This window comes from Flavobacterium tyrosinilyticum (assembly GCF_023656565.1).
Lineage (GTDB): Bacteria > Bacteroidota > Bacteroidia > Flavobacteriales > Flavobacteriaceae > Flavobacterium > Flavobacterium tyrosinilyticum.
Map to the genome: position 1 here is coordinate 946,495 of NZ_JAMOKG010000001.1, position 13,707 is coordinate 960,201.

The 13,707-nt window shown below is 32.6% G+C and carries 13 protein-coding genes and 1 pseudogene; 8 read left to right on the forward strand and 6 right to left on the reverse strand.

The window, feature by feature from the left end:
- Positions 1-15 precede the first annotated feature (15 nt).
- Together NCC77_RS04175 and amaB are read right to left on the reverse strand one after the other, a co-directional pair.
- Positions 16-828 (reverse strand): leucine-rich repeat domain-containing protein, encoded by an 813-nt coding sequence (locus tag NCC77_RS04175; RefSeq protein ID WP_250834476.1) that lies wholly within the window; start codon positions 826-828, stop codon positions 16-18.
- A 128-nt stretch (positions 829-956) separates the two neighbouring features.
- Positions 957-2,510, reverse strand: coding sequence for an L-piperidine-6-carboxylate dehydrogenase (amaB, locus tag NCC77_RS04180; protein WP_250834477.1), 1,554 nt, complete (start codon positions 2,508-2,510; stop codon positions 957-959).
- Between the two features lie 181 nt (positions 2,511-2,691).
- Here amaB and NCC77_RS04185 point away from each other — a divergent pair, with 181 nt between their 5' ends.
- A complete protein-coding gene (locus tag NCC77_RS04185; RefSeq protein ID WP_250834478.1) occupies positions 2,692-3,648 on the forward strand; it encodes an MBL fold metallo-hydrolase in 957 nt (318 codons plus the stop codon).
- A 53-nt stretch (positions 3,649-3,701) separates the two neighbouring features.
- On the forward strand, positions 3,702-3,986 hold the full coding sequence (locus NCC77_RS04190; protein ID WP_250834479.1) for a type II toxin-antitoxin system RelE/ParE family toxin: 285 nt from the start codon (positions 3,702-3,704) through the stop codon (positions 3,984-3,986).
- On the opposite strand, the gene NCC77_RS04195 is transcribed toward NCC77_RS04190, so the two are convergent.
- The 3 genes from NCC77_RS04195 to NCC77_RS04205 all read right to left on the reverse strand — a co-directional run bounded on the left by NCC77_RS04195 (position 3,979) and on the right by NCC77_RS04205 (position 6,130).
- Positions 3,979-4,290, reverse strand: a complete 312-nt coding sequence (locus NCC77_RS04195) for a hypothetical protein (protein WP_250834480.1) — start codon at positions 4,288-4,290, stop codon at positions 3,979-3,981. The two genes, NCC77_RS04190 and NCC77_RS04195, sit on opposite strands and share 8 nt — an antisense overlap.
- An 84-nt stretch (positions 4,291-4,374) precedes the next feature.
- The gene (locus NCC77_RS04200) at positions 4,375-4,914 is read right to left on the reverse strand and encodes a 3-hydroxyanthranilate 3,4-dioxygenase (protein ID WP_250834481.1); all 540 of its coding nucleotides are present in this window, start codon (positions 4,912-4,914) and stop codon (positions 4,375-4,377) included.
- 115 nt (positions 4,915-5,029) lie between these two features.
- Entirely contained in the window at positions 5,030-6,130 is a 1,101-nt protein-coding gene (locus NCC77_RS04205; protein WP_250834482.1) for an endonuclease/exonuclease/phosphatase family protein, read from the reverse strand.
- Positions 6,131-6,258: 128 nt separating this feature from the next.
- On the opposite strand from NCC77_RS04205, the gene NCC77_RS04210 reads away from it, so the two are divergent.
- From NCC77_RS04210 to NCC77_RS04235, 6 genes and pseudogenes are all read left to right on the forward strand, one after another.
- Positions 6,259-7,140: a serine hydrolase domain-containing protein gene (locus tag NCC77_RS04210; protein WP_250834483.1), complete on the forward strand. Its 882-nt coding sequence runs from the start codon at positions 6,259-6,261 to the stop codon at positions 7,138-7,140.
- Positions 7,141-7,489: 349 nt separating this feature from the next.
- Positions 7,490-8,389 carry a S66 peptidase family protein gene (locus NCC77_RS04215; RefSeq protein ID WP_250834484.1) on the forward strand — a complete coding sequence of 300 codons (900 nt, stop codon included), beginning with the start codon at positions 7,490-7,492 and terminating at the stop codon, positions 8,387-8,389.
- Between the two features lie 193 nt (positions 8,390-8,582).
- Positions 8,583-8,954 (forward strand): YraN family protein, encoded by a 372-nt coding sequence (locus tag NCC77_RS04220; protein WP_250834485.1) that lies wholly within the window; start codon positions 8,583-8,585, stop codon positions 8,952-8,954.
- Between the two features lie 125 nt (positions 8,955-9,079).
- Positions 9,080-9,736: a hypothetical protein gene (locus NCC77_RS04225; RefSeq protein WP_008466087.1), complete on the forward strand. Its 657-nt coding sequence runs from the start codon at positions 9,080-9,082 to the stop codon at positions 9,734-9,736.
- Positions 9,737-10,216: 480 nt separating this feature from the next.
- A pseudogene (locus NCC77_RS04230) lies at positions 10,217-10,348 on the forward strand (sigma factor-like helix-turn-helix DNA-binding protein); the annotation flags it as partial.
- A 325-nt stretch (positions 10,349-10,673) separates the two neighbouring features.
- Positions 10,674-12,821 carry a glycoside hydrolase family 97 protein gene (locus NCC77_RS04235; RefSeq protein WP_250835064.1) on the forward strand — a complete coding sequence of 716 codons (2,148 nt, stop codon included), beginning with the start codon at positions 10,674-10,676 and terminating at the stop codon, positions 12,819-12,821.
- 161 nt (positions 12,822-12,982) lie between these two features.
- On the opposite strand, the gene NCC77_RS04240 is transcribed toward NCC77_RS04235, so the two are convergent.
- Positions 12,983-13,537 (reverse strand): DUF5683 domain-containing protein, encoded by a 555-nt coding sequence (locus tag NCC77_RS04240; RefSeq protein ID WP_250834487.1) that lies wholly within the window; start codon positions 13,535-13,537, stop codon positions 12,983-12,985.
- Positions 13,538-13,707: the final 170 nt, after the last annotated feature.

Genomic DNA, 13,707 nt, shown 5'->3' on the forward strand with positions numbered 1-13,707 from the left:
GATATTGTTAAAGGTTTAAAATAGGATCTCAACTTCCGTAGAAAGCAATTTTCTGATTTTATTTCTCTCTACATCTGAAATTGGATTATTACTTAAATCCAAACCAATCAATTTACTCAATTTATTGATTTCGTTTGGAACTTCGGTAATTTGGTTATGACTTAAAATAAGAAACTTCAAATTTTTAAACTTCAAAATCTCTTCAGGAAATAGTGTCAATTTGTTCTTAGATAAATCCAATTCTAGTACTAATTCTGGTTTTAATTTCGCTTGTTCCAGATCATAGAAAGATGTTTTTTCTCTTTTCTTCTCTTCTTTATTTTTACTCAAAAGGCCAAATCCTGCTATAATAAGTGCTGCCACAAAAAAGATGCACAAGAAAGCAACCCAAACAGGATCTTGATTTTTTTCGTTTGTGAAAAGTCTTTGGTAAATATAAAATGCCATTCCGAAAAACAGAACCAGAAACAAACCTAAAAAAATTAAAAAAAGAAGGTATTTGAAAAAGGTAAAAATCACTTTTTTAACGCTGGAAGTATTTTTTGCAAATCGGAAATAGACAACTAACGCCAAGATTAAGACCCAAAAAACAGCAACTCCAATTTTAGCCCATAGGTTTCCATTTTCAATAATCGAAAAGGAAATAAAAGTTGGAAACATCAAAACAAACCAAATAATTATTCCTCCAATTCCAATAGAAACACAGCCAATTTTATCCTCTTTCCCATTTGATTTCAACCAAAAATAGGCCAATAAAAACGATAAAAGAAGTACTCCAATAAATCCGTATCCAAATGGAGTAAGTCCGGCTAAAAAAAATAGAGTCATTTTGGGTTGCTTATAAATTATAGAAAGTTTAGGCTAATAAAAGTAAAAATACTACAAATTTTTAGCATTAAAAAACCGCCTTTCTCAAATACTGAAAAAAGCGGTTTTATTTATTTTAAACTTCCTACCTACAAGTCAAATTTAATTCCCTGTGCTAACGGAAGATTTGTTGTATAATTAATCGTATTGGTTTGGCGTCTCATGTAAATTTTCCATGCATCAGATCCTGACTCACGCCCTCCTCCTGTTTCTTTTTCACCACCAAAAGCACCTCCAATTTCGGCACCAGAAGTTCCTATGTTTACGTTTGCAATACCACAATCAGAACCTGTTGCAGATAAAAATCTTTCTGCTTCGCGTAAATTATTAGTCATAATTGCAGAAGATAATCCTTGCGCAACACCATTCTGAATTTCGATGGCATTCTCTACTTCTCCAGAATATTTAATTAAATACAAAACCGGAGCAAAGGTTTCATGCTGTACAATTTCAAACGAATTTTCAGCTTCCGCAATGGCTGGTTTTACATAACAGCCACTCTCGTAACCTTGACCAGAAAGCACTCCTCCTTCTACAAGGATTTTTCCGCCTTCGGCTACAACTTTATTCAAAGCTGCTGCATACATTTCTACAGCATGAGTATCAATTAGTGGTCCAACATGATTATTTTCGTCAAGCGGATTTCCGATTCGTAACTGCTTATAAGCCGCAACCAGAGCATCTTTTACTTTATCATAAATACTTTCGTGAATAATCAATCGTCGAGTTGAAGTACAACGTTGTCCAGCCGTTCCAACAGCTCCAAAAACAGCACCAATAACCGTCATTTTTATATCTGCATCTGGAGTAACAATAATAGCATTATTTCCTCCTAATTCTAATAATGATTTTCCTAATCTTCCTGCAACAGTTTGTGCTACGATTTTCCCCATTCGGGTAGAACCTGTAGCTGAAATAAGAGGAATTCGAGTATCTGCAGTCAACAACTCTCCTATTTTATAATCACCATTTATTAAACACGAAATTCCTTCTGGAAGATTGTTTTCTTTTATAACTTGAGAAATTATATTTTGGCAGGCAATTCCGCAAAGAGGTGTTTTTTCAGAAGGTTTCCAAACGCAGACATCACCAGAAATCCAAGCTAAAGCTGTGTTCCAAGACCAAACTGCAACTGGGAAATTAAATGCCGAAATAATTCCAACAATGCCAAGCGGATGATATTGTTCGTACATTCTATGTCCAGGTCTTTCAGAATGCATTGTTAGTCCGTGAAGCTGGCGAGATAATCCTACTGCAAAATCGCAGATATCAATCATTTCCTGTACTTCTCCATATCCTTCTTGTAATGATTTCCCCATTTCATAAGAAACCAATTTACCAAGCGCTTCTTTATTTTGTCTCAATTTTTCTCCAAACTGACGCACAATTTCACCACGCTGTGGAGCAGGAATTAATCTAAAAGTTTTAAAAGCTTCAGCCGCAGTTTGAATTGTTTTTTCATAATCTGCTGCCGTTGACATTTTTACCGAAGCAATTAATTTCCCATCAACTGGCGAGTAACTTTCTAGAATTTCTCCAGAAGAAAAATTATTAATTCCTGTTGATGTTCCTTCATTTATTGTCTTGATGCCCAATTTATCAAGAGCTTCCTTCATTCCAAATTGCGATGCTATTGTTGTCATTGTAACTTTTTTGGTTAAAATTGTTGTATTTTTATGTAAAGATATTGTTTTAGAATTAATTTTCAATTGAAGTTAATTCATAAATCAGAGTAAATTTAAGTTTATTTTATAGTATTAACAGAACCGAAACCTCATTATTGAATTTATTTAATGAAATTTGCAGTACTTAAAATTAAAAAATATGACCCTTTTTAATAGGCTTCTGCTTTGTTTTCTTTTAGTTACAACCAATATATTTTCCCAAAAGGAAAAAACCTCTTTTTCTGTAGTTCCATTGGGAGTAATGGGCGGTATCGACGAAAAAAATCTTTCGGCTTATTTAATCGCTCCATCCAATACAACTGATTATATCTGTCTAGACGCTGGAACTGTAAACGCTGGAATCGAAAAAGCTATAGAAAATAAAACTTTTAAAGTTTCTACAAGCGAAGTTTTACGAAAATACATCAAAGGATATTTGATTTCTCATGCACATTTAGATCATGTGTCAGGTTTGATAATCAATTCTCCAGCCGATTCTTCGAAAACGGTTTATGCTACAAAGAAATGCATGGAAATGATGGAAAACCATTATTTCAACGATCAGACTTGGGCTAATTTTGGAGATGCAGGTCCTGGCTTTCATATCAAAAAATATCATTTTCAGACTTTAGATTTGGCGAAAGAAACTCTTTTGACCAATGCTAAAATGACGGTTAAAGCATTTCCTTTAAGCCATGTTAATCCGTTTGAAAGTACCGCTTTCTTAATTAAAAACGACAATAATTATGCTTTGTACTTAGGTGATACAGGGCCTGACGAAGTGGAAAAAAGCAATAATCTCCGTGATTTATGGACAGCTGTTGCGCCATTGGTTAAGGCCAAGCAATTGAAAGGAATTTTTATTGAAGTTTCGTTTCCAAATGAACAGCCAGATAAATTTTTGTTTGGTCATTTGACTCCGAATTATTTAATGAAAGAACTTCATGTTTTAGAGGAATTATCAGGAAAAGGTTCTCTGGAAAACTTTAAAATTATTATTACACATTTGAAACCGCCGGCAAAAAATATTGCAAAAATTAGAGAGCAGTTAAAAGCTCAAAACAATTTAGGATTGAAGATTATTTATCCTGAGCAAGGGAAAAATTTTAGTTTATAAATGTGCGTTTTGTAAGTTTATTTCTATATTTTAGCCGAATATTCAAATTCACAATGGAGATTATTTGGTCTAAAAAATCACAATATAACTTTGATAATATTCAAAATTACCTTGAACAATTTTGGTCGCCACACATAGCTCAAAAATTCATTAAGGATGTTTTACGCATTATAACTTTATTACAAAACAATCCTATGCTTGGAAAATACGATACGAAATTGAAATGTCGAAGTATAATTATTTCAAAAAACATTACTCTATATTATGAACTTACAGACAATCATATTGAATTGATCTCATTTTATAACAATCGACAAAAACCAATAAATTTTATATAAGATTTTTGCTCTTCAGCTTGGCTAACATTTGTTCATGTGTTATAAAATCTCCATTTTTTATATCTCGTTTTCCTTGCTCAATATCCGCCTTTAACTCTAACATAAAATTTTCTTCTGGAGAAAGTATTTTAGCAATAGATAATACTTCGTCAGGAGTAAATGACTGTGTTTTCAATTTACGATAAAATGTTGGACTAGGAATTCCTACTTTTTCAATTATGTAGTTTTTCTTGTAAGGGGATTTTTCCATTAATCCTTCAATATTATCAACTATATTCTTATATGCGATTATTTCTTGTATCATAATTGATATGTTTTCATTTCGTTTTTGATACAAATATAAAAAATAAAGCACATATATATGTGCTTTTTTGCAGTTAAATACTTCTTATTTCTTAGCCGTAAATCTAGGATCGGTTTCCATAGCAGTTCCACAATTATCACAAGTTCTTAATTCTTCTGAATTGTAGAAGTGCTCAAAATGAGGAAGAAAGTCTTTCTCAATGTTATGAAGTTCAAAATATACTTCATACAATTTATGATTGCAGTTATCGCAATGCCAAAGCAAACCATCTGTAAAACCTTGTCCAGCACGTTTTCTTTCGATCACAAGTCCGATAGAACCTTCTGAACGAACGGGAGAATGAGGCACTTTTGCAGGATGCAAATACATATCGCCAGCATTTAATTCCATTTCTTTACGCTGTCCATCTTCCTGAATGACGACCTTAATACTTCCTTCTAACTGATAAAAAAGTTCTTCTGTTTCGTTATAATGGTAATCTTTTCGTGCATTTGGTCCAGCAACTATCATTACAATATAATCTCCAGAATCAACATACAGGTTTTTATTTCCAACAGGCGGTTTTAGTAAATGACGGTTTTCGTCAATCCATTGCGTCAGGTTAAAAGGTTTTGCTATAGCCATTTTTATTCAAAATTTATGAAAAGCTAAGGTAGTGAAATTGTAGAGACGCACCGCAGTGCGTCTATGGGTTTGTATTTTAATTTCTGAAAAACTTCAGATGCACTGCAGTGCGTCTCTACCTTAAAAACTCTTTTATCAAATAAACATAAACCGGAAAATGATCACTAAAACCTGCTTCGCTCAATGTATTCCGCAACGGATATCCTTTATATGCACCAGAATTTTGAATAAGATAAGGTCTATTGAAAATCCCTGCTTTCCAAAAATTAAAAGTCGAAAAATCAGCTTTAACTAAGGATTCTGTTAGGATAATTTGATCAAAAATATTCCAAGAGTCCCGATAAGCAATAGTTCCTAAGCCATTTTTAGCAAGCTCTTCAAACGGATTAAAAACATCAAATTCAGCAACTTCAGCTTTTATTCCCTTAGCACCTAACCCTATTTTGATACTTTTATTAAATGGTCCGTCATTAAAATCTCCCATTGTCAATACTTTTGCCTGCGGAATAATTTGCTGTAATGAATCGATAATTTTTCGGTTCAATTTTCCTGCTGCTTCCCGAAATAGCATTGTTGCTTTTTCTCCGCCAGATCTGGACGGCCAGTGATTGACAATAATATGGATTTCTTCGTCTTCTAAAAATCCTGACACTAAAAGCTGGTCTCTTGTAAAAACTCGATTTTTATTTTCTTTTTTAATTTCAATTTCGTCATCCAAAACTTCTGCTTCTTGTTCTTTTTTGACCATTTCTTTTTTGTAAATAATTAAAGGAATATTTGAATAAGAAGTGGGTCTAAAATATTTTTTCTGATACAGCAAAGCCACATCGATTCCTCGTTTGTCTGGAGAATCAAAATGAATGATTCCTAAATCTAGTGGCAATAGCTTTGGTTCTTTAATTAAATCTTCTAAAACGCCACGATTCTCGATTTCAGCTCCTCCAATTAAAGTCGGAGCATTTGAATTCTCGGGTGTACCAATTTCAGATATTACCCTCGCCAAATTTTTTAATTTCTGCTCGTATTTTTCCGTTGTCCAACGTTGTGCTCCATTTGGCGTCCATTCGTCATCATTTGTAAATTCATCATTTACAGTGTCGTACAGATTTTCAAAATTGTAAAAAGCTACGGTATGTATTTTGTATTTTTTGGGTTGGCTAAACAGAACATTCAACGCAAAAAGAATAATCAAAGAGAATTTATATTTTAACGGCATAGAGAAGATTTTTAAAAAGACAAACTTAATTAATTTGTAAGATTTTTACTTGAATAAAATTTAAAAATATTACATTTGTTTCTAATAAAACTCTTGTATCTTGCTCAAAAAATCTGACAATTTATAACATGAAAAAAATACTGTTTTTTGCTTTATTCTTGAGCTTTACAAATCCATTTTACGGGCAAAAAAATAGTTCCAGAGCAGAGGAAATCAGAAAACAATATAAAATTCCAGAATTGGCTTATGCAGTTGTTTCTTCAGATTCTATTTTTGAAATCGAAGCTTTTGGATTTCAACGCTACAAATCTTCTCATAAAGCAAAAATTAACGATATATTTCGTTTAGGATCCATCACAAAAACGGTCACAAGTTATATTGCGGCGACTTTAGTTAAAGAAGGAAAAATAAACTGGAATTCTAAATTTTTTGATTTATATCCTGAATTAAAAGCAGAAAGTAATCCAGAAATTTATAATGTAACCCTGCAAGATTTCTTGACATTTAGAGCACCAATTCCAACTTGGTCTTACGGAAATGAAACTCCAAATCAACAAGAAATTAAAGGAAATAATCAAGAACAGCGTTATGAGTTTATAAGCTGGTTTTTTAAGCAAAAACAAATTGCTACAGAAAAACAAGAATGGTATGGTTCCAATCCAAGTTTTGTTGCTGCAGGTTTAATGCTTGAAAAAGCAACTGGAAAGAGTTATGAAACTTTAGTGGAAGAATTGGGTAAAAAGCTAAATATTAACTTCGGTTTTGGACAACCAAACGTGACTGATATAAACCAGCCGTGGGGACATGATGAAAATTTGAAGCCTGAAAAACCATTTGTAAATTATAAATTAAATTGGCTTTCATCAGCAGGAAATATCAATGTAAATCTTCCTGATTTTTGCAAATTTACACAGATGCAACTACAAGGTTTGTTAGGAAAATCAAAAGTAATGTCTGAAGAAGAATTTAATAAAATGCATTTTGGTTTTCCTGAATTTTCTTTTGGATGATATTCTGAAATAAATGAAAAATCGGGCCTAAAATATTCTTTTCACTACGGAAATCCAGGAACATTTTTAACCAAAGTGTATATTTGCATAGACATCGATAAAGCTTTTATCTTATTTGCCAATGTGCAGTCTGAAGAAGCAGACAAAGGTTTAATGTTACTTTTGTCGGAACTGCAAAAACAATATGGAGGTTAAATTGTTAAACCTTAAAAATTAATTTTATAATTTTAAGCAAAAGAAAAAAATGAATAAAAACTGCTTTCACTATATAAAGAGACACTTTGTCTTTTGTAAACTCGCATTTCTTATTTTTGCTTTACAATCATTCAACTGTCAATCTCAACAAAACATGATAACACCGCCTTATTTACAAAAAGGAGATACTGTGGCACTTTTGGCAACAGCAAGAAAAAACATCGACGACAATTTAAAACCAACAATAGACCTATTGCACAGTTGGGGGTTAGAAGCCGTAATCGGGTCAACAATTGGTTTAGATTATCATCAATTGGCTGGAACAGATGAACAGAGAGCTGCCGATTTTCAGAAACAAATGGACAATCCAAATATTAAAGCGATCTGGTGCGTTCGCGGCGGATATGGAACTGTTAGAATGTTGGATTTATTAGATTTTACGAAATTTAAACAGCATCCTAAATGGGTGATCGGTTTTAGTGATGTAACGGTTCTTCATAATCATTTGAATACGATGGGCTATAAATCTATTCATGGTATTATGCCCGTAACGGTTCCTAGAGCAACTCCAGATGCCGTCAGCTCATTAAAAGCCGCTTTATTCAACCAACCTATTTCTTACTCTATTAGTCCAAATCCTATGAATCGTTTAGGAAGTGCTACTGGAGAATTGGTTGGAGGTAACTTGTCTATTTTATATAGTTTGTTAGGATCCCCATCGGCAATTGACTGCAAAGATAAAATTTTATTTATCGAAGATTTAGACGAATATCTGTATCATATTGACCGTATGATGATGAATCTAAGACGTAACGGATGTATCGAAAATCTAAAAGGAATTATCATTGGCGGAATGACAAGCATGAAAGACAATGAAGTTCCTTGGGGGAAAAATGCATTGGAAATTATTGATGATGTTACGAAAAAATACAATATTCCAGTCATTTTTAATTTCCCAGCCGGTCATATCAGAGACAATAGAGCTTTAATTATGGGAAATACTATTTCTATAGAAGTTACTGCTTCTGGAAGTACGGTTACTTTTAAAAAGTAATATCACATTGCTTAGGATCTAAGCAAATCTCACAATACCACATAAAATCTCGCAAAGACACGAAGTCGCAAAGTTTAATATTCTTTGTGCCTTCGCGTCTTTGCGTGCAAAAAACATAAAATTAATATGACGCTTTCAAAAACTCAAAACTCAAAACTTGAAACCTGAAACTTGAAACAAAAAAACAAAACCCATGGCAGAACATAACGATTTAGGAAAATTAGGAGAAGATCTCGCTGCGGCACATCTTGAAGAAAATGGATATTCGATTATAGAACGAAACTTTGTTATCCAAAAAGCAGAAATAGATATAATTGCACAAAAAGATAATATTTTGGCAATTGTTGAAGTTAAAACTCGTTCGAGTTTAGATTTTGGTTCTCCGCAAGATTTTGTGAAGTCCAAAAAAATTCAATTACTCATTAAAGCAGTAAATGCCTACATAAACGATAGGGAAAAGGATTTTCAAGAAGATTTAGAAATCCGTTTTGATATCATTGCGGTCCATAAAAACGGCGAATCATTTGCAATTGAACATCTTACTGATGCTTTTTATCACTTTTAACATATTTTTTTATTGTTATAATTGTAACAATTTGTTTTTTTATTTATATTTGCAAAGAATTATAACATCGCAATGTTAAATTAACTACCAACTCAACTGTTACCAAAAAAAAAAAAAAAAAGATTATGAAAACTGTTTCTTCTATTGTAGAAAACTACATTAAAACAAAACCATTTTTATTAAATGCCCTGTCACTCGGAATTATTAACCTAACTTCACTTTCGCGAAATATTATGACCGAATTAGAAAGTGAGTTTGGCAAAGAAGTAAAACAAGGCGCTGTTGTAATGTCTTTAAAACGACTAACGGAAGAACTAGATTTTAAACTAAACCACAAAATCAATAAAGTAATTAAAAATATTGGTGAAATCACAGTTCGTTCGGAACTTACCGATTACACTTTTGCTGCATCTGAAACGGTCTTAAACAAACAAGCAGATTTGATCTCTGATATCAATGCTCTATCTGATATTTTTTATACCTCATCTCGTGGAGTAAACGAAACTAATATTGTAGTGAGCAGCAGTGTAAATCACTTGGTTGAAAAACACTTTATGAGAGAAAAATTAATCCAGAAATTGGATAATTTAGCTTCGATTACAGTAAAATTACCAAAAGAGAACATTGTTGTCCCTGGTATTTACTACTTCATTTTCCAGCGTTTGGCTTGGGAAGGAATCATTATCAATGAGGTAATTTCGACTTCAAATGAATTTACTATTTTAGTTGGAGAAGATCAAGTTGATGTTGCTTTTAAAGTAATTAAAGACTTGAAAAATTAATTAATAAGATTTAAAGAATCGCTTTGATTCTTCTTTATAACACAAAAATCCTTTTGTCTTTTTAATAAAAGATGAAAGGATTTTTGTGTTATAAAGAAGTACATCGGCATAATTCTATTTTTAGCAAATAAGAATATTCTCAAAAGTAAAATTCAAAAATTACTTTCTACTTCAGAAAAGCGTCAATATGACACTTACTTGCAGAATGCCACTTTACAATGCATTTTACGTCTTTCTCTAAAAAAACTAACAAAAAATTTGAATTAAGTTTTTTTATATATGATTTATTGAGAATAATATTTTTATATATTTGTGAAGAAGTCAGACATCAGACCTCGAATTTTGATAGTTTAGTACCACTAGAATTAAATAAATGCAAATTAAATTGTTCGAAGCGGCTAACCATAGTGAAAAATTATTGCTAAGTGAACTCCAAAAAGGAAACTTAAAAAACAAGCTATAAAATAGCTTCCAACCAAACGAAGGCAGATTTTAAAATGTCGGAAAAAAGGAATGAGCTACGAAGAAATAAGCAAGGAATTCGGAATCTCGATAAATGCATTCCGGAACCAAATAAGTAAAGCGCTCGAATTGATGCGCGGTTTTTTTTAACTTCATGATAAAATTATCTAACCAAAACCACAAATATTACCCTTAAAATCACTCTTCGGAGTGATTTTTTTTTATCAATTCCAAGTGCTATATTTCCTAAAAAGTTTCTATCATTTCGACCGAAGGGAAATACACTACTCTAATTGTTTTGGCTAATACCATTAGAAAAATGCATTAACTGGAAGCACGATTTCTTTAGATTCAGAAATTAATTTAGAAGCTTACCAATATTTAATACTTAAAAAAGAATAAAAGCTTATAATAAAGTTAGATTTGCAAAAAACTAAATAAAATGAATTTTCAATCCCAAAAAACACTGCTTCAAATGCGTTTGAACAAAAAAACAGCGTTTTTATTTTTTACTATCCTAAGTGTATTTTCACTTCAGGCACAAGAAATAGCTTCGCCAGACAAAAATCTTTCTCTAAAATTTGAATTAAAAGAAGGTGGTATTCCGTCTTACCAATTATCATACAAACAGAAACCAGTTATTAAACCAAGTTCTTTAGGTTTAGAGCTTAAAAACAATGCTTCGTTTATGGATGGTTTTACCATTACAAATACAGCACAATCTTCTGTTGATGAAAATTGGAATCCGGTTTTAGGAGAAGAAAAAACAATTCGAAATCGTTACAACGAATTGGTTGTCACTTTAGCGCAAGCGAAAAACAACAATAGATTTATCCGTATTCGTTTCCGTTTATTCAACGACGGATTGGGATTTAGATACGAATTTCCTAAACAAAATGATCTCAACTATTTTGTAATTAAAGAAGAGCGCACCGAATTTCAATTGGCTGGAAATCATAAAATTTTCTGGATTCCAGGAGACTATGACACCAACGAATATGCTTATACAACATCAAAGATTTCAGAAATCCCTTCTTTGATGAAAAAAGCTACGATTGAGATTAATGCACAACAGCCAATCAAAGAATTATCTGTACAAACGCCTTCAATGATGAAGTCGGACGATGGTTTATATATCAACATTCACGAAGCAGGATTAATTAACTATCCAGCAATGTATCTTGAAGTTGATGCCAAAACCAACAAAATGACAAGTCATTTAGCACCAGATGCCGTTAGCGCAAAAGGCTACATGCAGACTGATGCTCAAACACCTTGGAGAACTATTGTGGTAAGTGATAAAGCAACTGATATTTTAGCTTCAAAATTAATTTTAAACCTTAACGAACCAACCAGTTACAAAGATGTTTCATGGATTAAACCAGTAAAATACATTGGAATTTGGTGGGAATATTTTGTTGCAGGAAGAAGTACATGGGCTTTTGGAAAAGAAAACAACGTAAAAATGACAGATGATTTTACGAAACTTACTCCAAACGGAAAACACGGAGCTACAACAGAACGCGCAAAAGAATACATTGATTTTGCTTCTAAAAATGGCTTTGATGCAATCCTTATCGAAGGTTGGAACATTGGCTGGGAAGACTGGATTGGCAACTGGAAAGAAGACGTTTTTGATTTCGTTACCGCATATCCTGATTTTGATGTAAAAACGGTTCATGCTTATGCAGCTTCTAAAGGTGTAAAAATTATCATGCACCATGAAACTTCAGGCTCTGCAACCAATTACGAACGTCGTCTAGATCGTGCTTTTCAATTTATGAATGATAACGGTTATGATGCTGTAAAAACAGGTTATGTAGGACAGATTATTCCGCGTGGAGAACATCATGACGGACAATGGATGGTCAATCATTATATCAACGTTGCGAAACGTGCTGCCGATTATAAAATTATGATCAACAGCCACGAAGCCGTTCGCCCAACGGGATTAAACCGAACTTTTCCAAACTGGATTGCTCAGGAATCAGCGCGCGGTACTGAGTTCGAATCTATGGGAGGATTAGCTCCAGATCACACTACAATTCTGCCATTTACCCGCTTAATGGGAGGCCCAATGGATTATACGCCTGGAATTTTCCAGACCGATCTTTCATATTACGGAACAGGAAGTTCACAACGAGTAAATACGACTTTAGTAAAACAATTGGCTTACTATGTAACGATGTACAGTCCGTTGCAGATGGCGGCTGATATTCCTGGAAATTACGAGCGTTTTCCAGATGCATTTCAGTTTATTAAAGACGTCGCTGTAGATTGGGATAACAGTTATATTCTAGAAGCCGAACCTGGAGATTACATTACAATTGCACGTAAAGCAAAAGGCAAAAACGAATGGTTTATTGGCGGAATTACAGATGAAAATGCCAGAACAGCAAACATTTCTTTCGATTATTTACCTGCAGGAAAAAATTTCGTTGCCACAATTTATGCCGATGCTAAAGAGGCCAATTGGAGTCAAAATCCACAGAAGTATAAGGTTGCTAAAGTTATCGTAAACTCAAAAAGCAAATTGAAGCAGTATTTAGCTCCTGGTGGAGGTGTTGCCATCAGTATTAAAGAAGGAATGGCTTCCGATTTAAAAGGATTGAAAAAGTTATAATTTAAAGTGCTGAGATACTGAGGTATTTAGTTTCTTAGTTTTTTGCCACGAATTTTACACTAGATTATTTCTAAAGATTTTAAAACTAAAAAACTGATTTTAAATAAATTCGGTTGGGTTGAAATAGAAAAGCGCATGAAATTCATGCGCTTTTCTATCTTTTAAAATGTGTAATTCAGAGCAAATCCTAAATTATTCTCCGATGTGATTTCATTTTTATTTAATGCGGGTTTAAAAGCTAAATTCTCATTTACATTAAACTGAGATAAAGCGGCATCAACGTTGGCATCGATAATGTTTAAGACATAAAAACCAACCATAAACAAAGCAGATAAATCTCTATTTCTTTGATAGCCTTTTTGAGCTGTAATTAATTGGCTTTCGCTTAAGCCAGCCAAAAATTCAGAATCGCTTTTTTTGCCTTCAAGCCTATTTTTGTATTCATTTCTATAAAGATTGTAATTCTTCTGATTGTCGATGTAGAAATAAGCACTCGTGCCAATAGCACCATATACCAAAGGAAGTTTCCAATATTTTTTATTATAAATCTGTCCTAAACCAGGCAAAACTGCCGAATAAAAAGCCGCTTTTGCTGGACGAAGCGGATCAATTGTTTCTGATTTTAAGGAATCATTTGAAATAATTCTATCTTTTCCCTGAGCGAAAATTGAAGTAAATCCAAGAAGTAAAAAAAGAACAAGAAGTTGATTCTGCATATAAAGTGTCTTTGAAAATTTTGGTTCAAAGAAAACTTTTTAATTCTAAGGTTTTTCTTAAATAAAAGATAAAGAAAACTTAATTTTTAAATTAACTGATAATCAATAAAATACTTTTAAAAAAAAAATATAATATTACAAATTTTTCAATATTCAACTTAAAACTGTTA

Excerpts from the sequence above, each read along its gene's own strand:
- NCC77_RS04200 (WP_250834481.1), bottom strand. The coding sequence starts at position 4,914 with ATGGCTATAGCAAAACCTTTTAACCTGACGCAATGGATTGACGAAAAC.
- NCC77_RS04195 (WP_250834480.1), bottom strand. The coding sequence starts at position 4,290 with ATGATACAAGAAATAATCGCATATAAGAATATAGTTGATAATATTGAA.
- NCC77_RS04175 (WP_250834476.1), bottom strand. The coding sequence starts at position 828 with ATGACTCTATTTTTTTTAGCCGGACTTACTCCATTTGGATACGGATTT.
- NCC77_RS04240 (WP_250834487.1), bottom strand. The coding sequence starts at position 13,537 with ATGCAGAATCAACTTCTTGTTCTTTTTTTACTTCTTGGATTTACTTCA.
- NCC77_RS04185 (WP_250834478.1), top strand. The coding sequence starts at position 2,692 with ATGACCCTTTTTAATAGGCTTCTGCTTTGTTTTCTTTTAGTTACAACC.
- amaB (WP_250834477.1), bottom strand. The coding sequence starts at position 2,510 with ATGACAACAATAGCATCGCAATTTGGAATGAAGGAAGCTCTTGATAAA.
- NCC77_RS04220 (WP_250834485.1), top strand. The coding sequence starts at position 8,583 with ATGGCAGAACATAACGATTTAGGAAAATTAGGAGAAGATCTCGCTGCG.
- NCC77_RS04225 (WP_008466087.1), top strand. The coding sequence starts at position 9,080 with ATGAAAACTGTTTCTTCTATTGTAGAAAACTACATTAAAACAAAACCA.
- NCC77_RS04190 (WP_250834479.1), top strand. The coding sequence starts at position 3,702 with ATGGAGATTATTTGGTCTAAAAAATCACAATATAACTTTGATAATATT.
- NCC77_RS04205 (WP_250834482.1), bottom strand. The coding sequence starts at position 6,130 with ATGCCGTTAAAATATAAATTCTCTTTGATTATTCTTTTTGCGTTGAAT.
- NCC77_RS04215 (WP_250834484.1), top strand. The coding sequence starts at position 7,490 with ATGATAACACCGCCTTATTTACAAAAAGGAGATACTGTGGCACTTTTG.
- NCC77_RS04235 (WP_250835064.1), top strand. The coding sequence starts at position 10,674 with ATGCGTTTGAACAAAAAAACAGCGTTTTTATTTTTTACTATCCTAAGT.
- NCC77_RS04210 (WP_250834483.1), top strand. The coding sequence starts at position 6,259 with ATGAAAAAAATACTGTTTTTTGCTTTATTCTTGAGCTTTACAAATCCA.